The sequence below is a fragment of the Streptomyces sp. NPDC090088 genome, assembly GCF_044747345.1.
In the GTDB taxonomy this organism is placed as follows: Bacteria; Actinomycetota; Actinomycetes; order Streptomycetales; family Streptomycetaceae; genus Streptomyces.
Genome location: NZ_JBIVDZ010000002.1, coordinates 447,389 through 469,215 on the forward strand (window position 1 = coordinate 447,389; position 21,827 = coordinate 469,215).

General features: G+C 74.1%; 16 protein-coding genes. 11 read left to right on the forward strand and 5 right to left on the reverse strand.

What is annotated here, in order from left to right:
* Positions 1 to 14 precede the first annotated feature (14 nt).
* Positions 15 to 878, reverse strand: a complete 864-nt coding sequence (locus tag ACIPSJ_RS10755; RefSeq protein ID WP_355711198.1) for an alpha/beta fold hydrolase — start codon at positions 876 to 878, stop codon at positions 15 to 17.
* 316 nt (positions 879 to 1,194) lie between these two features.
* On the opposite strand from ACIPSJ_RS10755, the gene ACIPSJ_RS10760 reads away from it, so the two are divergent.
* Complete coding sequence (locus tag ACIPSJ_RS10760; protein WP_355711197.1) at positions 1,195 to 1,611, forward strand: cobalamin B12-binding domain-containing protein; 417 nt, start codon at positions 1,195 to 1,197, stop codon at positions 1,609 to 1,611.
* Between the two features lie 190 nt (positions 1,612 to 1,801).
* On the opposite strand, the gene ACIPSJ_RS10765 is transcribed toward ACIPSJ_RS10760, so the two are convergent.
* Both ACIPSJ_RS10765 and ACIPSJ_RS10770 read right to left on the reverse strand, forming a co-directional pair.
* Entirely contained in the window at positions 1,802 to 3,397 is a 1,596-nt protein-coding gene (locus ACIPSJ_RS10765; protein ID WP_401345078.1) for a DUF5691 domain-containing protein, read from the reverse strand.
* Positions 3,398 to 3,435: 38 nt separating this feature from the next.
* Positions 3,436 to 4,791 (reverse strand): SWIM zinc finger family protein, encoded by a 1,356-nt coding sequence (locus tag ACIPSJ_RS10770; RefSeq protein WP_401345080.1) that lies wholly within the window; start codon positions 4,789 to 4,791, stop codon positions 3,436 to 3,438.
* Between the two features lie 132 nt (positions 4,792 to 4,923).
* Between ACIPSJ_RS10770 and ACIPSJ_RS10775 the strand changes: the two genes are divergently transcribed.
* From ACIPSJ_RS10775 to sucD, 7 genes are all read left to right on the forward strand, one after another.
* Positions 4,924 to 6,042: an AAA family ATPase gene (locus ACIPSJ_RS10775; RefSeq protein ID WP_355711194.1), complete on the forward strand. Its 1,119-nt coding sequence runs from the start codon at positions 4,924 to 4,926 to the stop codon at positions 6,040 to 6,042.
* Positions 6,039 to 8,795 carry a DUF5682 family protein gene (locus ACIPSJ_RS10780; protein WP_401345082.1) on the forward strand — a complete coding sequence of 919 codons (2,757 nt, stop codon included), beginning with the start codon at positions 6,039 to 6,041 and terminating at the stop codon, positions 8,793 to 8,795. Before ACIPSJ_RS10775 ends, ACIPSJ_RS10780 begins: the two co-directional genes overlap by 4 nt.
* The gene (locus ACIPSJ_RS10785; RefSeq protein ID WP_401345083.1) at positions 8,792 to 9,985 is read left to right on the forward strand and encodes a VWA domain-containing protein; all 1,194 of its coding nucleotides are present in this window, start codon (positions 8,792 to 8,794) and stop codon (positions 9,983 to 9,985) included. The genes ACIPSJ_RS10780 and ACIPSJ_RS10785 overlap by 4 nt, the downstream gene beginning before the upstream one ends.
* 202 nt (positions 9,986 to 10,187) lie before the next feature.
* Entirely contained in the window at positions 10,188 to 11,138 is a 951-nt protein-coding gene (locus tag ACIPSJ_RS10790) for a hypothetical protein (RefSeq protein WP_401345084.1), read from the forward strand.
* 215 nt (positions 11,139 to 11,353) lie between these two features.
* Positions 11,354 to 13,114: a hypothetical protein gene (locus ACIPSJ_RS10795; protein ID WP_401345086.1), complete on the forward strand. Its 1,761-nt coding sequence runs from the start codon at positions 11,354 to 11,356 to the stop codon at positions 13,112 to 13,114.
* A gap of 458 nt (positions 13,115 to 13,572) precedes the next feature.
* Positions 13,573 to 14,751 carry an ADP-forming succinate--CoA ligase subunit beta gene (gene sucC / locus ACIPSJ_RS10800; protein ID WP_359215277.1) on the forward strand — a complete coding sequence of 393 codons (1,179 nt, stop codon included), beginning with the start codon at positions 13,573 to 13,575 and terminating at the stop codon, positions 14,749 to 14,751.
* Between the two features lie 20 nt (positions 14,752 to 14,771).
* Entirely contained in the window at positions 14,772 to 15,656 is an 885-nt protein-coding gene (gene sucD / locus ACIPSJ_RS10805; RefSeq protein WP_401345088.1) for a succinate--CoA ligase subunit alpha, read from the forward strand.
* 120 nt (positions 15,657 to 15,776) lie between these two features.
* On the opposite strand, the gene ACIPSJ_RS10810 is transcribed toward sucD, so the two are convergent.
* Entirely contained in the window at positions 15,777 to 16,631 is an 855-nt protein-coding gene (locus ACIPSJ_RS10810) for an RNA polymerase sigma factor (protein WP_401345090.1), read from the reverse strand.
* 69 nt (positions 16,632 to 16,700) lie between these two features.
* Here ACIPSJ_RS10810 and ACIPSJ_RS10815 point away from each other — a divergent pair, with 69 nt between their 5' ends.
* Positions 16,701 to 18,443 (forward strand): DUF6350 family protein, encoded by a 1,743-nt coding sequence (locus tag ACIPSJ_RS10815; RefSeq protein ID WP_401345092.1) that lies wholly within the window; start codon positions 16,701 to 16,703, stop codon positions 18,441 to 18,443.
* Positions 18,444 to 18,455: 12 nt separating this feature from the next.
* On the opposite strand, the gene ACIPSJ_RS10820 is transcribed toward ACIPSJ_RS10815, so the two are convergent.
* Positions 18,456 to 19,193, reverse strand: coding sequence for a hypothetical protein (locus tag ACIPSJ_RS10820; RefSeq protein ID WP_401345094.1), 738 nt, complete (start codon positions 19,191 to 19,193; stop codon positions 18,456 to 18,458).
* 352 nt (positions 19,194 to 19,545) lie between these two features.
* On the opposite strand from ACIPSJ_RS10820, the gene purN reads away from it, so the two are divergent.
* Positions 19,546 to 20,175 (forward strand): phosphoribosylglycinamide formyltransferase, encoded by a 630-nt coding sequence (purN, locus tag ACIPSJ_RS10825; protein WP_355711184.1) that lies wholly within the window; start codon positions 19,546 to 19,548, stop codon positions 20,173 to 20,175.
* The gene (gene purH, locus ACIPSJ_RS10830) at positions 20,172 to 21,743 is read left to right on the forward strand and encodes a bifunctional phosphoribosylaminoimidazolecarboxamide formyltransferase/IMP cyclohydrolase (RefSeq protein ID WP_359215294.1); all 1,572 of its coding nucleotides are present in this window, start codon (positions 20,172 to 20,174) and stop codon (positions 21,741 to 21,743) included. The genes purN and purH overlap by 4 nt, the downstream gene beginning before the upstream one ends.
* Positions 21,744 to 21,827 lie beyond the last annotated feature (84 nt).

Consider the following 21,827-nt stretch of genomic DNA (forward strand, 5'->3'; position numbering starts at 1 on the left):
GCCCGGACCGACCGTCAGGCCACCGTCAGACCGCCCGCCGTCCGCTCCTCCGCGTGTGTTTCGTCCAGGGCCTGTCGTATACCGGTGGCGACCGCAGGGTGGACGGGCAGGGCGAGATGGCCGATGCCGGTCACCTGGACATTGGTCGCGTCGAGGTCCGGATGGTCGATACGGGCCGTCTCCACCGGTTCCATCAGCGCGTCGAGGTCGCTCCAGAAGCTCACGAACCGGGTGCGGCAGCCGGGCGCGGGCCGGGTCAGCTCCTCGATCACCTCCGAGCCGGGGCGCATCTGGCGCACGATCGGGTGCGCGTCCGCGAGTGGCGCGACCCGTGTGCCGGCGTGCGGGGTGCCGAGCGTCACCAGGGTGCCGACGCGGAGGTCGCCGCCGAGCCGCTGCACGTAGTAACGCGCGATCAGTCCGCCGAGGCTGTGCCCGACGATGTCGACCCGGTCGCTGCCCGTGCGCTCGCAGATCTCCTCTATGTGCCGGCCGAGCAGTTCGGCGGCGGTGCGGATGTCGCAGGTCAGCGGCGAGTAGTTGAGGGACTCGACGCGCTGGCCGCCGTGCTGGGCGAGGGCGCGGCGCAGCAGGACGAAGACCGAGCGGTTGTCGATGAAACCGTGCAGCAGCACGACCGGCGGGGCCGCCCGGACCGGCAGCCGGGCCGCGCCGTCACGCCCGGTGGGCTGCGCGGGCGGCGCGGGCGGGCGGCGCTCCGGGGTGAGGCCGGTCGGGTAGAGCAGCAGATGCCCGGCGAGGATCGCGGCCTCCAGGGCGGTCGCCTTCAGGAGGGCCAGCGACAGGTCGGCGAGCCTGCCGGGCAGGAGGCGGCGGCAGAGCGGGAGAAAGGGCTCCAGTGCCCCGGTGACCTTCATCGGCCGACCTCCTGTCGGCACGCGGAGAGCGGCTCCGTCCCCCGTGTGCCCTCATGGGGGGCCGGGCGGAGACGGCGAGGGTACGACGACGGGCCGCATCGCATGCCCGTGTCGCCCCCGCGGACCACGCTGCGGCTCCCTGACGTGTCCCACTGTCTGTGATTTCCCCCTCGGTAACCTCCGTGAAACTGCCGGTTGCGGGATGCTGTAGATAACGTTCGTTCACTCGCGGCGGGTGGTAGAACGCGCCGAATGTGCGGTACTTGTCGGTACGGATGGATGTCGGCACGTTCGTTTCATGGTCATGGAGGCAGCGATGGGTGTGGCAGCCGGTCCGATCCGTGTGGTGGTGGCCAAACCGGGGCTCGACGGCCATGACCGCGGGGCCAAGGTCATCGCGCGGGCGCTGCGCGACGCCGGCATGGAGGTCATCTACACCGGGCTCCACCAGACGCCCGAGCAGATCGTCGACACGGCCATCCAGGAGGACGCCGACGCGATCGGCCTCTCCATCCTCTCCGGCGCCCACAACACCCTGTTCGCCGCGGTCATCGACCTCCTCAAGGAGCGGGACGCCGAGGACATCCTCGTCTTCGGCGGCGGCATCATCCCCGAGGACGACATCGCCCCCCTCAAGGAGAAGGGCGTCGCCGCGATCTTCACTCCGGGGGCGACGACGGGGTCGATCGTGGAGTGGGTACGGGAGAACGTCCGGCAGCCGACGGAGGCGTAGGCCGCGGTGCGGTGGGCCGACATCGGTGGTGCGGGGCGTGCGAGGTGCCGTATGCGGTGCCGCGGGTCGTGGTGGACCCGCGGCGCCGTCGTGGCTTGCCGCGCAGTTCCTCCCCCAGCCTTCGGCCGGGGGTACCCCCAGCGCCCCTGACGGGGCGCGTATTACGGGGCCGCGTATTACGGTGCGCGGTCTACGGGGCGTGTTCCAGTTCCGTCAGCATCGCCGCACGGAGTCTCAGTGTCGTCATCAGGCGCTGGAACGCTTCCGCCCAGTAGCCGCCGGCTCCCGGTGACGCGTCCTCCCGTTCGTCCGGTACCGCCAGCAGGGCGTCCAGCCGGGACGCCTCCGCCGGGTCCAGGCAGCGCTCGGCCAGGCCCATCACCCCGCTGAAGCTCCAGGGATAACTCCCCGCGTCGCGCGCGATGTCGAGGGCGTCCACCACGGCCCGGCCGAGGGGCGCGGACCACGGTACGGCGCACACGCCGAGCAGCTGGAACGCCTCCGACAGGCCGTGCGCCGCGATGAACCCGGCCACCCAGTCGGCCCGCGCCCCGCCCTCCAGCGTGCCCAGCAGCTTGGCCCGCTCGGCCAGCGACACCGCCCCCGGACCGCCCGCCTCCGGCGCCGCCGGGACCCCGAGCAGCGCCCTCGCCCACGCGGCGTCCCGCTGCCGCACGGCGGCCCGGCACCAGGCCGCGTGCAACTCGCCCTGCCAGCCGTCCGCCACCGGCAGCGCCACGATCTCCCGGGGCGTACGGCCGCCGAGCCGCGCCGGCCAGGTGGTGAGCGGGGCCGCCTCCACCAACTGGCCCAGCCACCAGGACCGTTCGCCACGGCCGGTCGGCGGCTTGGCCACCACCCCGTCGCGCTCCATGCCCGCGTCGCACTCGGGCGGCGCCTCCACCGCGATCACCGGCCCGTCCCCGGTGTGGTCGACCGCCACACACGCCGCTGCCCGCACCGCCATCCGTCCCGCCAGCGCCGAACCCGGCAGCGCGGACAGCAACTCGGCCGCCGTCGTCCGCACGTTACGGCTGCGGTCCGACAACGCCTGCTCCAGGAACGGCTCGTCCCCGGCGGCCAGGCCCATGCGCAGCGAGTCGAGGAACATCAGCCGGTCCTCGGCCCGTTCCGTGGCCCAGGTCCCGGCCAGCAACTCGCGCGCCGCCCCGGGCGTACGGGCGCGCAGCGCGGCCAGCAGCGCGACCCGTTCGGCGAACAGCCCCTCCTGCCACAGCCTCCCTGTCGCCTCGGCGTCCTCGGGATCGGGCAGGGCCGTGCCGCCGCCGGGGGCCGCGCGCAGGGCGAACCGCCAGTCCTGGTTGAGCCGGGCCAGCCACAGCGCGCGCGGTCCGGCGAAGGCCAGCGCGGCGGGCCGCAGATCGGTACGGCCCCGGGCCGCGTCCAGCAGCGCGGGCAACGTCTGCGGGGGTGCGGCGAACCCGTGCGCGTTGGCCGCCGCCAGCCACTGCGGCAGCAGTTCCATCAGGTCGGGCGAGGTGCCCCGACGGCCGCCGGTCCCGGTGCCGGGGCGGTCGGACAGCAGCATCGCCAGCCTGCGCGCCGCGGCGGCGGGCAGCGCGGGGCGCGGGTCCGCGGGCGCCGGTTCCGGGCGGCGAGCCGTCGGTGCCGTCGCCGGCCGCAGCCCGGCCCGTCGCCGTACGGTCGCCACGGCCGCCTCGTCCAGCAGGGCCGGCGGCGCCTCCCGGCCGGACCCGCCGGCCGCGGGCGGCCGCCGGTCGGTGCCCAGCAGCGCCGTGGTGACGAGCTCCTCCCAAGCGGTCACGGGGTTCCCCTCCTGTGGGTCGGTTCGGTCGCCGATGGTCAGCACAGCGGCACCGCCTGGCCCGCTGCCTGCGGCCAGGCAGCCAGCGGGGTGAAGCCGAGGTGGCCGCACTCGCCGAAGACCGTGACCGGGGCGCCGCCGGACAGCGCGACCAGCCGCCACAGACCCGGCCGGGAACGGGCGACGGGAGACAGCGGCAGCGCGCACTCGGCCGCCGCGTCGGCCAGTTGCCAGGAGTCGCCGTCCGGGACGGGCACGACCCGGTCCAGGGTCACCGGCACCGACTCCAGCCACGGGTCCTCGCGCAGCTCCTCCCCGTAACGGGCCGCCGCCTGCTCCGTCGTCAGACCCGGCGGCCGTATCGAGAGGGGAGCGGGCGCGGCGAACCGCTCGCCCAGCGCCGCCCGGTGGCCGACCGCGCCGGGGTAGTAGGACAACTCCGCCTCCAGGGCCAGGCCGATCGGCAGCGCCAGCTCGGGGGCGCGGCCGGCCGCGCCGAAGGAGAGGAGCAGCGCCGTACGGCCCGAGTCGGCGCCGTGCAGCCAGATCCGGCGGGTCGTCAGTTTCGCGTCCACCGTGTCGTACTGGGCGAGGACCAGCCAGCGGTCGCGCACCGGCGGGCCGTCCGCCGAGGCGGGCAGGCCGATTCGGGAGCGGACCGTGGCGGCGAGCGCCGCCGGCAGCCGGTCGCGGCGCAGCCAGCCCTGGTCGAGGAGGTGCAGCAGCGCGCACTCCTCAAGCAGCCGCACCGGCCAGCCCGGTCCGGAGGCCGGTATCGCCCCCAACTCGCGCACCCTGGCGGCCAGTCCGGGCGCCTGGGCGTCGACCATCCGGGCCGCCGTCTCCTCCCACAGCCCGTACCCCGCCTGCTCGGCCGCGGCCAGGCCGCCGCGCAGCAGGTCGGTCAGGCGCTGCTCCAGCTCCGTGGCTCCCGCGGTGACCCGCTCGGCCCGCTTCTCCGCCCGGCGCCGGGCCGCCTCGGGGTCGGCGGCCGCCGGGGAACTCCCGCCGCCCGCCGCCCGTTTGTTCTCCGCACGCCCGCGCCGGCCCGCGATCCACTGCTCGGCCCAGTCCGGCGGCCGGTCCGCCGCCGGCACCGTGTCGTCCTCGCCCGCCCAGAGCAGGAGCAGCCCGAGGGCGTGCTTGCAGGGGAACTTCCGGCTAGGACAGCTGCACTTGTACGCGGGCCCCGCCGGGTCCGCGATGTCCACGACCGTCTGGTACGGCTTGCTTCCGCTGCCCTTGCACAGTCCCCATACCGTCCCCTCCTCGCTGCTCCCCGCCCCGGACCACGGCCCCGCCGCTCCGAGCTTGCTTCCCGCTTTGCGTGACGCGGCGTCAGGCGCCAGTGCCAGCACCTGGTCCGCACTCCAGCGCACCCCCTGCTGAGTCATGTCATCGAAGGTAGATCCCCCCACTGACAATCGGTCCTGCGAGCGTGTTTGTGCAGGTCAGGGCGATTGTCAGTGGCGTGGTGCACGGTGGACACCAGATCCGAACCGGCCGAGCTGGAGGGGGCCTCAGCCATGACTGTGTCCGTGGAACCGACCGACCCGACGACCGTCGACAGCGCGTTGCGACCGCACGCCGAGCACGCCTTCGCCGCCGAACTCGCGGCGCTGGCCGCGCAGGACGACCGGCCGCGCCCGGCGCGCTGGAGGATGTCGCCGTGGGCGGTGGCCACCTATCTGCTCGGCGGCACCCTGCCGGACGGCACGGTGATCACACCGAAGTACGTCGGCCCGCGCCGCATCGTCGAGGTCGCCGTCACCACCCTCGCCACCGACCGCGCCCTGCTCCTGCTCGGCGTGCCCGGCACCGCCAAGACCTGGGTCTCCGAGCACCTGGCCGCCGCCGTCAGCGGCGACTCGACGCTGCTGGTGCAGGGCACGGCCGGCACCCCTGAGGAGGCGATCCGCTACGGCTGGAACTACGCGCAGCTGCTGGCCAACGGCCCGAGCCGGGACGCCCTCGTGCCCAGCCCGGTCATGCGGGCCATGGCGGAGGGCATGACGGCGCGGGTCGAGGAGCTGACCCGGATCCCGGCCGACGTCCAGGACACCCTGATCACGATCCTGTCCGAGAAGACCCTGCCGATCCCAGAGCTGGGCCAGGAGGTGCAGGCGGTCCGCGGCTTCAACCTGATCGCCACCGCCAACGACCGCGACCGGGGCGTCAACGACCTCTCCAGCGCCCTGCGCCGCCGCTTCAACACCGTGGTGCTGCCCCTGCCGGAGAGCCCGGACGCCGAGGTCGACATCGTGGCCCGCCGCGTCGACCAGATCGGCCGCTCCCTGGAACTGCCCGCCGCGCCCGACGGCATCGAGGAGATCCGCCGGGTGGTCACCGTCTTCCGCGAGCTGCGCGACGGCGTCACGGCCGACGGCCGCACCAAGCTGAAGTCGCCGAGCGGCACGCTCTCCACGGCCGAGGCGATCTCCGTCGTCACCAACGGCCTCGCCCTGGCAGCCCACTTCGGGGACGGCGTGCTGCGGGCGGGCGACGTCGCGGCCGGCATCCTCGGGGCCGTCGTCCGCGATCCGGCCGCCGACCGGGTCATCTGGCAGGAGTACCTGGAGACCGTCGTCCGTGAGCGGGACGGCTGGAAGGACTTCTACCGCGCCTGCCGGGAGGTGAGCGCGTGAGCGAGACCGAGTGGCGGTGGACCGGGCCGCTGCTGCTGGGGGTACGGCACCACGGGCCCGGCTCCGCGCGGGCGGTGCGGGCCGCCCTGGAGGCCGCCCGGCCGCGGGTGGTGCTGATCGAGGGGCCGCCCGAGGCGGACGCGCTGATCCCGCTCGCCGCCGACCCGGAGATGCGGCCGCCGGTCGCCCTCCTCGCACACGCCGTGGACGAACCCGGCCGCTCGGCCTTCTGGCCGCTGGCCGACTTCAGCCCCGAGTGGGTGGCCGTCCGCTGGGCCCTGGAACACCAGGTCCCGGCCCGCTTCATCGACCTGCCGGCCACGCACACCCTGGCGTGGGGGAAGGCGGAGGAAGCGGCGGAGGAGGCGAACGAGGGCGCGGAGGCGGGTGCGGACGCCGGAGCCGAGGAACCCGGCACCGCGCGGCAGTTGCGCGTCGATCCTCTCGCCGCCCTCGCCGAGGCCGCCGGGTACGACGACCCCGAGCGGTGGTGGGAGGACGTCGTCGAGCACCGGGGCGCGGTCGGCGAGCGGGACGTGTTCGCACCCTTCGCCGCGGTCGCGGAGGCGATGGGGGCGCTGCGGGAGACGTACGGGACCGGCGGACGCGACCGGGACCCCGTGCGGGAGGCGTACATGCGGCTCCAGCTGCGTGCCGCGCGGCGGGAGTTCGGCGAGCGGGTCGCGGTGGTGTGCGGGGCGTGGCATGTGCCGGCACTGAGCGCGAGAAGCACCGTCGCGGCCGACAAGGAGCTGCTGAAGGGGCTGCCCAAGGTCAGGACGGACATGACCTGGGTGCCGTGGACGAACCGGCGGCTGGCCCGGGCGAGCGGGTACGGCGCGGGCATCGACTCGCCGGGCTGGTACGGGCACCTGTTCCGTACCCCGGACCGGCCGGTCGAGCGGTGGCTCGTCAAGGTGGCCGGGCTGCTCCGCGAGGAGGACCGGATCGTGTCCTCGGCCCATGTCATCGAGGCGGTACGGCTGGCGGAGACCCTCGCGGTGATGCGCGGCCGCCCGCTGCCCGGCCTGGGCGAGACGACCGACGCGGTGCGCGCGGTGCTCTGCGAGGGCTCGGACGTCCCGCTGGCGCTGGTGCACGACCGGCTGGTGGTCGGGGACGTGCTGGGGGAGGTCCCGGAGGCGGCGCCCGCGGTTCCTCTGCAGCGGGACCTGGCCCGGGAGCAGCGCCGGCTCCGGCTCAAGCCGGAGGCGCTGGAGCGCGAGCTGGAGCTCGACCTGCGCAAGGACACGGACACCGGGCGCAGCCGGCTGCTGCACCGGCTGCGGCTGCTCGGCATCGGCTGGGGCGAACCGGTGCAGTCCCGGGGGAGCACCGGCACGTTCCGGGAGACCTGGCGGCTGCGCTGGGAACCGGAGCTGTCGGTGCGGGTGGCCGAGGCCGGGGTGTGGGGGACGACCGTGGAGGGTGCGGCGACGTCCAGGGCCGCCGCCGACGCGGCCGACGCCGGCGCCCTCGCCGATGTCACCGCGCTCGCCGAGCACTGCCTGCTCGCCGGGCTGCCCGACGCGCTGCCGGTGGTCATGCGGGCGCTCGCCGACCGGGCCGCGCTGGACACGGACGTCGGCCGGCTCGCCCAGGCCCTCCCGGCCCTGGTCCGTTCGCTGCGCTACGGCGACGTACGGGGCACCGACACCCGGGCGCTCGCGGAGGTCGCCGGCGGACTCGCCGAGCGCGTCTTCGTCGGACTCCCCCCGGCCTGCGCCGCACTCGACGCGGACGCGGCCGAGGAGATGCGCGGCCACGTGGACGCGGTGCACACGGCGGTGGCGTTGCTCGGGGAGACCGGGAGCGGGGCGGCGGCCGAATTCAGTGGAGCGGTGGCCGACGCCAGCCGGGTGGAGACCGACGTCAGCGGGGCGGGGGCCGACGTCAGCGGGGCGGGGGCCGACGTCAGCGGGGTGGCGGCCGACGTCAGCGGGGTGGCGGCCGACGTCGGCGGGGCGGGGGCCGACGTCGGCGGGGTGGCGGCCGACGTCGGCGGGGCGGGGGCCGACGTCGGCGGGGTGGCGGCCGACGTCGGCGGGGCGGGGGCCGACGTCAGCGGGGTGGCGGCCGACGTCAGCGGGGCGGGGGCCGACGTCGGCGGGGCGGGGGCCGACGCCACTGAGGCGGGGACCGAAGACGCAGAGACGGAGACGGCGCAGGCGTCGCAGGCGGCTGACTCCGGTCACCTCGGCCGGCGCGGCCTCCGTGGTCGCTGGCGGGCCGTGCTGCGCAGGCTGGCCGGGCGGGACACCGTGGCCGGGGTGCTGCGGGGGCGGGCCGTGCGGATCCTGCTGGACGAGGGGGAGCTGGGGGCGGAGGAGGCGGCCCGGCTGATGGGGCTGGTGCTCTCGCCGGGCACCCCGCCGGCGGACGCGGCGGCCTGGATCGAGGGGTTCGTCGGGGGGAGCGGTGGCGGCGGGATGCTGCTGGTGCACGACGAGCGGCTGCTCGGCCTGGTCGACGCCTGGCTGACCGGGGTGCCCGCGGAGGCGTTCACGGACGTACTGCCGCTGCTGCGGCGGACGTTCTCGGCGTACGAGCCGGGGGTGCGCAGAACGCTCGGCGAGCTGGTGCGGCGCGGCCCGGGGGAGCGGACGCGGGGCCCCGGGCGGACCGCCGGGACACCGGGCTTCGGCGCGGAGGCGGACGAGGAGCGGGCGGACGCCGTACTGCCGGTGCTGCGGCTGCTGCTCGGACTCGACGAGACGGAACCGGACAACGACCTTGTGGGGGCGGGGAGATGACCACGGACGTGACGGAGACAGGCACGGGAGTCGGCCCCGGCGATCCCGCGTGGGAGCGCCTGCGGCGGTGGCGGCTGGTGCTCGGGGGCGAGGCCGCCGACGGCACCGGGTGCGCGCTGTCGGGGCGGGACGCGGCGATGGACGGGACGCTGGCCGCGCTCTACGGAAAGGGGGACCGGGCGGCGCAGCCGGGGCGGGAGCGTTCGGCGGGGCTGGGAGCGTCGGCGCCGTCGGTGGCGCGCTGGCTCGGGGACATCCGGACGTACTTCCCGTCCTCCGTCGTCCAGGTCATGCAGCGGGACGCCATCGACCGGCTCGGTCTGGCCGCGCTGCTGCTCGAACCGGAGATGCTGGAGGCGGTGGAGGCCGACGTGCACCTGGTCGGCACCCTGCTCTCGCTCAACAAGGCGATGCCGGAGACGACGAAGGAGACGGCGCGGGCGGTGGTCCGCAAGGTCGTCGAGGACCTGGAGAAGCGGCTGGCCACCCGCACCCGCGCCACCCTCACCGGCGCCCTCGACCGCAGCGCCCGGATCAGCCGGCCGCGCCACCACGACGTCGACTGGAACCGCACCATCGCGGCCAACCTCAAGCACTACCTCCCGGAGTACCGGACGATCGTGCCCGAGCGGCTCATCGGGTACGGGCGGGCGTCGCAGTCGGTGAAGAAGGAAGTGGTGCTCTGCATCGACCAGTCGGGGTCGATGGCCGCGTCGGTGGTGTACGCCTCGGTGTTCGGGGCGGTGCTGGCGTCCATGCGGTCGATCGACACCCGGCTCGTCGTCTTCGACACGGCCGTGGTGGACCTCACCGACCAGCTCGACGACCCGGTGGACGTGCTGTTCGGCACCCAGCTCGGCGGCGGTACGGACATCAACAGGGCGCTGGCGTACTGCCAGTCGCAGATCACCCGGCCGGCCGAGACCGTCGTCGTCCTCATCAGTGACCTCTACGAGGGCGGGATCCGGAACGAGATGCTCAAGCGGGTCGCGGCGATGAAGGCGTCGGGGGTGCAGTTCGTGGCGCTGCTGGCGCTGTCGGACGAGGGGGCGCCGGCCTACGACCGGGAGCACGCGGCGGCGCTCGCGGCACTGGGGGCACCGGCGTTCGCGTGCACGCCGGATCTCTTCCCGGAGGTGATGGCGGCGGCGATCGAGAGGCGGCCGATACCGGTTCCGGACACCGTGTGAGGCCGGAACCAGAGGGTGACTTGTCGACTCAGTGATCCGACTTCCGCCGTCAAAACGGACATGACTACCCATCGGTAACGGGGGGCTTGCGCGACCTCGGGAGGCCCGTGCAAGGATCGAGGTCTCCACCGGTCGTTCACCGGTCTTCACGCCGTCGCGTTGCCTCTGCTCCGTTCCGCCGCACGGGAGGGTCCTCCCCGTCTTGACCTCGCCAGCAGTTCTGCCCGGTACCGCCGTGCGCGCCCCGCGCACGGCGACGGGACGACGTGCGCTGCAACTGGCGCTGCTGGTCGGCGGACTGCTGGCGCTCGGCCTGCTCTGCGGGGCACGGGCGCAGGCGGCCGAAGGGGTGTCCCCGACGCCGTCGCTGACGTCGGTCGTGGCCCAGAAGCTCCCGCTGCGGGACGTGCTGACGCCGCACAAGGCGCACAAGGCACACAAGACGCCCGAACCGCAGACGCCTGCACCGGCGCCGCGCAAGGCGACAGTGGCGGGGAAGTCCGTCACCGAGGCCGTGCCCGTGGTTCCGTCCGTGGTTCCGGTGGTCGACGAGGCGCTGAAGGCGGAGCAGGTCCACAAGGTCGTCCGGTCGGTGACCGATTCCGTGACCGCCGTGACCGAGTCGCTCGACGAGACCGTGCGGCAGGTGTCGGAGCTTCCGTCGAAGGTGTCCGTGCTGCCCGCCGTGCCGGTGGTGCAGCTGCCGGAGCTGCCGGTCGTCTCCGAGCTGCCGGGTGAGTTGCTCCCGGCGCCGGTCGTCACGGTGCCGCGCCCCGCGCAGCCCCAGCCGCGGTCGCCGGTGACGCCCGGCACCGGGCACGAGAAGTCCGGTACGCGGGCGTCGGTGACGGCGGCCGTGTCGTACGGGCCGCGGCTCACCGTCGTCACCCTCACGTCGGACAGGGCGGCGCAGGCCGGTGGCCGCGGTGCCGCCCGGCCCGTCGGCGCTCCCAGCCGTCCCGCGCCCGCCGGTGATCCGGACGGTGTGCTGGGCAAGTCGGCGGTCGACGGCGCCGCCTCCCGGCACGGTGACGCGCACGCCGTGACCTTCGTCGACCGGGCGCCGCTGCGGCTGGTGTCCGGTGCCGCCGCGCGTGTCGACGCGGCCGGGACCCGGGACAGGTACCGGGACATCCCCGTCTTCCCCGGCTAGGACCGGCGGCCACCTTCCCCGCCACAGACCTGTCGCGCGGGGGCGGAACAGGTCTGCCCGTCCGTCCGGACCCCTGCGGATCCCTCCCCCGGATCCCCCTCCGAACCTTCCGGACGGCGATGTCCCCAGCCGCGCTTCCGGCACCCACCGGAAGCCCTCCCGGCTCCGTGTCCGCGTCCTGAACGCACCGGGGCCCCGAAGGATCTGACGCACGCATGAACAAGAACATCCGCCGCTCCATCGTCATAGCCGCCGGCGTCTCCGGCGCGTGGGCGCTCGGCTCCGCCGCGGCCAGCGCCGACGAACTGTCCACCACGTCCGTCTCCGCGCCGGACGCCACCACCCCCTCCCTCACCGGCGCCCTCACCGACACGGTCGACGGAGTCGTGTCCGATGTCACCGGCACCGTCGCCTCGACGGCCGCGAACACGACGACCGACACGACGACGAAGGCGACGAGCACCGTGCAGGACGCCGAGCAGTCGACCAACACCAACACCAACACCAACACCAAGGCCAAGGCCAAGGCCAAGGCCAAGTCCGCGACCGCCGCGACCAAGATCAGGGGCGGCGAGGCCATCAAGGGCGCCCAGGCGGCCCGCGCGGCGAAGGCGAAGGCCAAGACCGAGGCCGAGACCGTGTCCCGGGCGGTGGCCGCCCACACCGCGCAGGCCGCGCACACCGCCCACCACACGGCCGCTGCGGCCACCGAGACCGTCGCCACCGCCGCGCACACCGGCTCCCCGGCCGTCCCCCGGGACGACATCGACTACCTCTTCGGTCCGCTCGCCTCCTTCGCCCCGGAGGTCGAGCAGGCGCTGGCCGCCGCCCAGACCAAGATCCAGGCGACCCAGGCCGCCCAGGCGGCCGTGCGCACGCAGGTGCGGCACACGGTGGCCGGCGCGGGCCGTACCGCAGGCCCGGTGACCGCCACGGCCGACCGGGCGACGGCCACGGCCGCCACCACCGTCTCCGACGTTCCCGGGCACGTCACCGGCACGGTCGGCGGGGTCGGGCAGCAGGTGGTCGGCACCGTGGCGGTCGTTCCGGGCGCTGTGACGCCGGTGGTCACCGGCACGGTCGCCGGGGTCGGGCAGCAGGTGGTCGGCACTGTGACTGCCGTTCCGGGTGTCGTGACGCCGGTGGTCACCGGCACGGTCGCCGGGCTTGGGCAGCAGGTGGTCGGCACTGTGACTGCCGTTCCGGGTGTCGTGACGCCGGTTGTCACGGGGACCGTCGACGGGGCGGTCCCGCCGGTTGTTGCCGACGCGGTGGACGGGGTCGGACCGGTCGTCGCGGGTGTGGCCGGAGGTGTGCACGGTGCGGCGGCCGGAGCGGTCGCGGGGGTGGTGCCGGTCGCCCGGGATGCGGTGGCCGGTGTCGGCGGTGCCGCCACCGGCACCGTCGCCGCGGTGCTGCCGGTCGCCGGGGACGCGGTGGCCGGCGTGCACGGCACCGCCACGGGGGCCGTGGACGGTGTCCGGGGTGTCGCCGCGGGTGCCGTCGGCGAGGTGTACCCGGCCGTCGCGGACGTGCCGCCGTACGCCACCGGGCTGGTCGGGGAGGTCACCCGGGACGCCGTCGGCGCCGTGCTGCCGCCCGTCGCGGCGACCGCCGTGCACGGGGTGGTGCCGGTCGCCGGGCAGGCCGTGGTGGACGCGCGGGCGCTGGCGTACGGCGTGGTCGGCGACGTCCGGCCCGTCGTCGGTGCCGTGCCGCCGCTCGCGTACGGGGTGACCGGGGAGGTCGCCACCTATGCGGAGGACCTGGTCGGACCGGTCGTCGACGGCGCCGAGGCGCTCGGGTACGGCGTGGCCGGCGACGTCCGGCCGGTCGTGGCGGCCACCGGCCCGCTCGCCCAGGACGTGACCGGCACCCCGCTGGCCGCGCACGCGGTCACCGGGGTCCAGCAGCTCGCGGAGTCGGTCACCCCGGGCCACCTGCACGGCCCGCAGGCGGCGACCTACTCCGTCTGACCCCAGATGTCCCGAGGACTCCGAGGGGTGGCCGCGCCCGGACCGACCGAACACCGTCGGTCGGTCCGGCCGGCGCCCCGCGGAAGCGGCCGGCAGATCCCCACTGGGGAGGTGATCGCCGGCCAGGATTCCAGAGCCGTTCCTTAAGGCCGGCTCAGGAGTCCGAGAGGCCTCACCGGGCCAACCCCAGCCCGGTGAGGCCTCGCACATCACCGCCAAGACGGCACGCCGTGCCAGGAAAACCAGGGATACCCGGCATCATGTGACAGGTATCACCGCTCAGGTGTGACCCTCGATTTAGGGTGCCCCCGCAACCGGCGATAACCTGCGAGACGGACATGCCGCGCGCTCGGACACCGTGTGCGCTTCCCCTGTGACCCATGCGGACGTCACGTTGCCCTTCGCGGCACGCCCACGCATCCAACGAACCGCGAGATCACTGATAGGGACGGAAGCGCGTGGACCTGTTCGAGTACCAGGCGAGGGACCTCTTCGCCAAGCACGATGTACCGGTGCTGGCCGGTGAAGTCATCGACACGCCTGAGGCGGCGCGCGAGATCACCGAGCGTCTGGGCGGCAAGTCCGTCGTCAAGGCGCAGGTGAAGGTCGGTGGTCGTGGCAAGGCCGGTGGCGTCAAGCTGGCCGCCTCCGCGGACGAGGCCGTCGCCCGTGCGACGGACATCCTCGGCATGGACATCAAGGGCCACACGGTCCACAAGGTGATGATCGCCGAGACCGCCCCGGAGATCGTCGAGGAGTACTACGTCTCCTTCCTCCTCGACCGTGCCAACCGCACCTTCCTCTCCATCGCCTCCGTCGAGGGCGGCATGGAGATCGAGGAGGTGGCGGCCACCCGCCCCGAGGCCGTCGCCAAGACGCCGATCGATGCCAACGAGGGTGTCACCGAGGAGAAGGCCCGCGAGATCGTCGCGGCCGCGAAGTTCCCGGCCGAGGTCGCGGACAAGGTCGTGAACGTCCTCGTCACCCTGTGGAAGACGTTCGTCGCGGAGGACGCCCTTCTCGTCGAGGTCAACCCGCTCGCGAAGGTCGCCTCCGGTGAGGTCATCGCCCTCGACGGCAAGGTGACCCTGGACGAGAACGCCGAGTTCCGTCACCCCGACTTCGAGGAACTCCACGACAAGGACTCGGCGAACCCGCTCGAGGCCGCGGCGAAGGCGAAGAACCTCAACTACGTCAAGCTCGACGGCGAGGTCGGCATCATCGGCAACGGCGCCGGTCTCGTGATGAGCACCCTGGACGTCGTCGCGTACGCCGGCGAGGCGCACGGCGGCGTCAAGCCCGCCAACTTCCTCGACATCGGTGGCGGCGCCTCCGCGCAGGTCATGGCGAACGGCCTGGAGATCATCCTGGGCGACCCGGACGTGAAGTCCGTCTTCGTCAACGTCTTCGGCGGCATCACCGCGTGCGACGAGGTCGCCAACGGCATCGTGCAGGCGCTGAAGCTCCTGGAGGACCGCGGCGAGGACGTCACCAAGCCGCTCGTCGTCCGTCTCGACGGCAACAACGCCGAGCTGGGCCGGCAGATCCTCACCGACGCGAACCACCCGCTGGTCCAGCGCGTCGACACCATGGACGGCGCGGCCGACAAGGCCGCCGAGCTCGCGGCTGCGAAGTAAGGGACGAGGGACACACAGCCATGGCTATCTTCCTCAACAAGGACTCCAAGGTCATCGTCCAGGGCATGACCGGCTCCACGGGCATGAAGCACACCAAGCTCATGCTCGCCGACGGCACCAACATCGTCGGTGGCGTCAACCCGCGCAAGGCGGGCACGACGGTCGACATCGACGGGACCGAGATCCCGGTGTTCGGCACGGTCGCCGAGGCGATCGAGAAGACGGGCGCGAACGTGTCCGTCCTCTTCGTGCCGCCGGCCTTCGCCAAGGCCGCCGTGGTCGAGGCGATCGACGCCGAGATCCCGCTCGCCGTGGTCATCACCGAGGGCATCGCCGTCCACGACTCGGCCGCGTTCTACGCGTACGCCGTGTCCAAGGGCAACAAGACCCGGATCATCGGCCCGAACTGCCCCGGTCTCATCACCCCGGGCCAGTCGAACGCCGGCATCATCCCGGGCGACATCACCAAGCCGGGCCGCATCGGCCTGGTCTCGAAGTCCGGCACGCTGACGTACCAGATGATGTACGAGCTGCGTGACATCGGCTTCTCCTCCGCCGTCGGCATCGGTGGCGACCCGGTCATCGGCACCACCCACATCGACGCGCTCGCCGCGTTCGAGGCGGACCCCGACACCGACCTGATCGTGATGATCGGTGAGATCGGTGGCGACGCCGAGGAGCGCGCCGCGGCCTACATCAAGGAGAACGTGACGAAGCCGGTCGTCGGCTACGTCGCGGGCTTCACCGCGCCCGAGGGCAAGACCATGGGCCACGCCGGCGCCATCGTCTCCGGCTCCTCCGGCACGGCCGCCGCGAAGAAGGAGGCCCTGGAGGCCGCGGGCGTCAAGGTCGGCAAGACCCCGACCGAGACGGCGAAGCTGGCCCGCGCCATTCTCGGCAATTAAGTACAGCCTGGCCGGCTGAACAACGCCGTAGCGGTACAGCAATACGACGGCAGGCCCGTTCCCCGAGGTGGGGACGGGCCTGCCGTCGTCGCAGGACTCCTCCGGTCCGTACCCGGCGGTCTATCTCGCCGCCGGTACCAACCGCTCCGGGCCGCTCGCGGGCTTCGTCCGCAGCTTCGTCCGCAGCGCCCGCTCACCCGCCGACAGCGGCCCCATCCCCACCTTCGCCGGCACCCCGCTGATCGCCTGCGCCGGGCCGACGGGCGCTTCGTAGTGCGTCGGCGCCGTCCGCAGGGTGAGGGTCGTGGCGGCGATGATCGCCGCCGTGAAGGCGAGCGCGGACCGGGTCCAGAAACGGGTCCGGCGTTCGGCGTACGTGCGGACCGTCGGCGGCTGGGCGGCGTGCATCCGCTCCGCCGAGGCCAGTTCGGTGAGCCGCCGGTGCAGCGCGGCGGGGTCGGCCAGCTCGGGGACGCCGGCCGCGACCGCCCGCCGCGCCTGGGTGAGCCGGCCGGCCGCGGCGGGGGTGCTGGCCTCCGTCTCCGCGGCCGTCTCCGGCAGGTCGAGGCCGACTCCGTCGTAGAGGAGGAGCGTGCGGCGGTAGGTCGGCGGGAGTGCGAGGAGCGCGTCCAGGAGGGCGCGGTCGGCCGCGTCGGCCGGCGGGGGTTCGGGGTGGCGGTGGCGCAGGCGGAACCGGTGCCAGGGGGAGAGCGCGCACTCGTGCGCCACCGCCCGGACCCAGCCGGCCGGGTCCCGGTCGCGGGCCACCTGCGGCCAGTTCTGCCAGGCGAGTTGAAAGGCTTGCTCCACGGCTTCCCGCGCCAGTTCCCGGCGCCCGGTGAGCAGATAGGTCTGCCGTACCAGGGCCGGGGCGCAGAAGGCGTAGAGCGCGTCGAAGGCCTGAGTGGGCGTCAGTGCCTCGTCGGTGCGGGCAGGGCTCTGCGTCACCGGGCGTACCTCCCTACGAAAAAGCACATAAACATATATTGGGCGACACTTCGGCGGTTGGCCTGTTACGACGGGAAAGCGCGTGTCGTTGGGAGCATGGCGGTCGTGATCCGGATGCCCGCCCGCCGACCGTCGCTGTCCCGCCGCCGACCGTCCCTGTCCCGCCGCCGACCGTCGTCACCGTCCCGACGACTGCCGTTGTCGTCCCGCCGACGGTCGTTGTCGTCCCGCCGACCGTCCCTGTCGCCGCTGTTCGACCGGGTGCGCGACCGTTCCCCAGGACTGGCCGCGAGCCTGGCGGCCGGTGCGCTCGCGGCCGGGCTCGGACTGGCCGCGTTCACCGTGCCGACGATCGCGCTGTGGGTCAGTTCGCCGTATCCCGACAGCGGGCCGGGCGGCGCGCTGCACATCGCGGTGGCGCTGTGGCTGCTCGCCCACGGGGTCGAACTGATCCGCACCGACACGCTGTCCGGGGTGCCGGCGCCGGTCGGGGTGACGCCGTTGCTGCTGCTCGTGGTGCCGGCGCTGCTGCTGTACCGGGGCACACGGGAAGCGGTGGACGCCCGGGACGGCCGCGCCGCCGACCCACCGCCGCCGGTCCGGGCCGGTACCGCCTGGACCGGGGTCGTCGCCGGCTACCTGGGCGTCGGCGGCTGTGCCGCGCTCTACGCGTCCGGCGGCCAACTGCGGCCCGCATGGGGGTGGGTGGCGGTGTGTCTGCCGCTGCTCGCCGGACTCGCGGCGGGCGCCGGGGTCTGGACGGCGTACGGCCGTCCGCGCGAACCGGTGCTGGATCTGGTGGTGGTGCTGCCCCGTGCGGTACGGCGGCTGCTGCTCGGGCGGGACACCCGGGTGCGGTGGGGTACGGCCCTGCGCGCGTCCCTGGCCGGGGTGGCCGTCTTCTTCGGGGGCGGCACGCTGCTGCTCGCGGTGTCGCTGGTCGGGCACGGCGACGCCACGCGCGCGTCGTTCCTGCAGCTGACGGAGAGCTGGACGGGCCGGTTCGCGGTGCTGCTGCTCTGTGTCTCGCTCGTCCCCAACGCGGCGGTGTGGTCCGCGTCGTACGCCGTCGGCCCCGGCTTCGCACTCGGCGCCGGACATGTCGTGAGCCCCCTGGCCTCGGACCCGGCACCCCTGCTGCCGCCCTTCCCGCTGCTGGCGGCCGTGCCGGCGCCCGGGCCGGGCACGCCGGTGACCTGGCTGGCCGGGCTGGTGCCGGTGGCGGCCGGGGTGACGGTGGCCTGGTTCGTGGTGGGCCGGGCGGTCGGGCGGGGCTGGCCGGCGGGGCGGACGGCCGGGGTGGTGACGCTGGCGGCGCTGCTCTGCGCGCTGCTGCTCGCGGCGCTCGCCGAGCTGGCCGGCGGACCCCTGGGCGTCTCGGCGCTCCACCGCTTCGGCCCGGTCTGGTGGCAGGCGGGCGCGGCGGCCGCCGCCTGGCTGCTCGGGGTGGGCGTACCGGCGGCCCTGGCGCTCAGGGCGTGGCGGACGGAGGGCGCCGCCTCGCTCGCGGCCTGGCTGGGCTTCGGGAAGAGCCCGGCCGCGGGGGAGCGGCGGGCCCCGGGCAGGCCGGGCGCGGCGCCGTGGGCCCGAGCCCGGGCCAAGGCCCCCGCTTCGGCACCCGCACCGGCCCGGGGCCCGGTCGTGGTGCTGCCCGACCAGGGCGACGGCTACACCTTCGAACCGTACGAGGCGCTGCCGCCCGAGCTCCCCGACCCCTATGGGCCGCTGCTCCCCGATCCGCCGTCCAGTCCCTGGAAGGACACGGCGGCGCGCAAGGCCCGCTGGGCCGCGCTGCGGAAGATGTCCGAGCCGCCACCGGAGGGCCCGGACGGCCTCTGACCGCCCCGGCCGCTAGCTGTTCGAGGTGCCCAGGACGGTGCGCAGTTCCTGCGGCAGCAGGTGGTCGCAGGACTGCTTCGCCTCGTTGGTGAGGGCGTCCGTGACGCAGGTGTAGTAGTCGCGGTAGACCAGCTGGGCCGTGAAGGTCGCCGCGACCAGGGCCAGCGCCAGGGAGGCCGTGACCAGACCGCTGATCGCCGCCGTCGTCTGGGGGCGGCCGGTGGTGGCCTCCTCGGGGCCGCGCGGCTTCATGCGGAGCGCGCTGACACCCCAGTAGACGGCCAGCACACCCAGCAGCAGCGCCACGTACGGCCAGCTGAACAGGGCGAAGAAGAAGGCCCACATGCCGCACAGCAGGGCGTACCGCGCCCGGCGCTGGGCCGGGTCGGTCGGGTCCCAGCGCATCCCGGGGCCGCCGGGGCCACCCTGTCCGCCGCCGCCCGGGCCGCCGTCGGGGCGCTGGCCGAAGCCGCCGCCCTCCCGGCCGGGCTGACGGTCGCTCCACTGGTTGCCCCAGGGTGAGGATCCCTGGTCACCGTCCCCGGAGGGGCGGCGCGGCCGCCACGGGCTGTCCGGCGCGCCCTCCGGCGGCGGGGCGAAGGGGTTGTCGTCCTGCTGGTCGCTCTCAGGACGGTCCGAGGGCGCGTCCGGCGGCGAGGCCGGCCGCTCCCGCAACAGCACGGCAGAACGCGGCCCTCCCTGTACCGACTGCGGGGGGAGCATGCGAAGTCCCAGGCTGCGGTCCGGCATCAAGTGAGCGTCTTCCCCTAGATGTGTACGACTAGATGTGTACGGCTGATACGTGCGACTGGTGTGTACGGCTGATACGTAGGGCCGGGTTGCGAATACGGCCGGCGAAGCGGCTGGTTACCTCGTGAACGCGTCGTGTCCCGGACGCGTTCCCGCCCCGGTACCTCCCAGACGCTACCTTCCGGCCACGCCCCCGTCCCGTGGGGGCCGCCCGGTGTGCCGGTATCGTTGCTGACGGTCGGCCGCTTCGTAGACTTCCCCGTATCCCGGGGCGCGAAGCACTCGTACGAATGTACAAGCACCGTGCGGGGCCGGCCGCCGTACCGACGCTCCCCCGAGAAAGGGCCCCGCCGTGGCCGCCAAGCCCGTGGCCAAGCGCCTCGTCGTGCTGGTCTCCGGATCCGGCACCAACCTCCAGGCGCTCCTCGACGCGATCGCCGAGCACGGCGTCGAGGCCTACGGCGCCGAGGTCGTCGCGGTCGGCGCCGACCGCGAGGGCATCGAGGGGCTCGCGCGTGCCGAGCGTGCCGGGATCCCGACCTTCGTGACCCGGGTGAAGGACTTCGGGACCCGGGAGGAGTGGGACCGCGCGCTGGCCGACGCGGTGTCGGCCCACGAGCCGGACCTCGTCGTCTCCGCCGGGTTCATGAAGATCGTGGGCAAGGAGTTCCTGGCGCGGTTCGGGGGGCGGACCGTCAACACGCACCCCGCCCTGCTGCCCAGTTTCCCCGGGGCGCACGGCGTCCGGGACGCGCTCGCGTACGGCGCCAGGGTCACCGGTTGCACCGTCCACTTCGTCGACGACGGCGTCGACACCGGGCCGATCATCGCTCAGGGCGTGGTGGAGGTCCGGGACGAGGACGACGAGAGCGCTCTGCACGAGCGCATCAAGGACGTCGAGCGAAGGCTGCTCGTCGAGGTCGTGGGGCGGATCGCCCGCAACGGCTATCGCATTGAGGGACGAAAGGTAGTTATCCAGTGACCGCCACCGCCGAGAGCAACAAGCGGCCCATCCGGCGCGCGCTCGTCAGCGTCTACGACAAGACCGGGCTCGAGGAGCTCGCGCGCGGGCTGCACGAAGCCGGTGTCGAACTCGTCTCCACCGGCTCCACCGCCGCCCGGATCGCCGCCGCCGGCGTCCCCGTCACCAAGGTCGAGGAGCTGACCGGCTTCCCGGAGTGCCTGGACGGCCGGGTCAAGACCCTGCACCCCAAGGTCCACGCCGGCATCCTCGCCGACCTGCGCCTGGACAGCCACCGCAAGCAGCTCGACGAGCTGGGCGTGGCCCCCTTCGACCTCGTCGTCGTCAACCTCTACCCGTTCCGCGAGACCGTCGCCTCGGGTGCCTCGCCCGACGAGTGCGTCGAGCAGATCGACATCGGCGGTCCCTCGATGGTGCGCGCCGCCGCCAAGAACCACCCCTCGGTCGCCGTCGTCACCAGCCCCGCGCGGTACGCCGACGTCCTCGCCGCCGTCACCGACGGCGGCTTCGACCTCGCCACCCGCAAGCGGCTCGCCGCCGAGGCCTTCCAGCACACCGCGTCGTACGACGTGGCGGTGGCCTCCTGGTTCGCCTCGGAGTACGCCCCGGTCGACGAGTCGCGGTTCCCCGACTTCCTGGGCGCCACCTGGGAGCGCGAGAACACCCTGCGCTACGGCGAGAACCCGCACCAGCCGGCCGCGCTCTACGTCGACGCCGGCGGCGCCGGCCTCGCCAAGGCCGAGCAGCTGCACGGCAAGGAGATGTCGTACAACAACTACACGGACACGGACGCCGCGCGCCGTGCCGCGTACGACCACGACGAGCCGTGCGTCGCGATCATCAAGCACGCCAACCCGTGTGGCATCGCGGTCGGCGCGGACGTCGCCGAGGCGCACCGCAAGGCGCACGCCTGTGACCCGCTGTCCGCGTTCGGCGGGGTCATCGCCGTCAACCGGCCGGTGAGCAAGGAACTGGCGGAGCAGGTCGCGGAGATCTTCACCGAGGTCATCGTCGCGCCCGACTACGAGGAGGGGGCGCTCGAAGCCCTCGCCAAGAAGAAGAACATCCGCGTCCTGAAGGCGCCGGGCGCCCCGGCCAACCCGGTCGAGGTCAAGCCCGTCGACGGCGGTGTGCTGCTCCAGGTCACCGACCGGCTGCAGGCCGACGGCGACGACCCGGCGAACTGGACCCTCGCGACCGGCGAGGCGCTGGACGCGGCGGAGCTGGCGGACCTCGCGTTCGCCTGGAAGGCCTGCCGGGCCGTGAAGTCCAACGCCATCCTGCTCGCCAAGGACGGCGCCTCGGTCGGCGTCGGCATGGGCCAGGTCAACCGCGTCGACTCCGCCAAGCTCGCCGTCGAGCGGGCGGGGGAGGAGCGGGCGCGCGGCTCGTACGCCGCCTCCGACGCGTTCTTCCCCTTCCCCGACGGCCTGGAGATCCTCACCGCGGCCGGCGTGAAGGCGGTCGTGCAGCCGGGCGGTTCGGTCCGTGACGAGCTCGTCGTCGAGGCCGCGAAGAAGGCCGGCGTGACCATGTACTTCACCGGGACGCGGCACTTCTTCCACTGAGCCGCGGACGCTCGGGCGTCCAGGTGAGAACACCAGGGCCGTGTCCCCCAGCGCGGGGGACACGGCCCTTGGAATGCGGGTGAC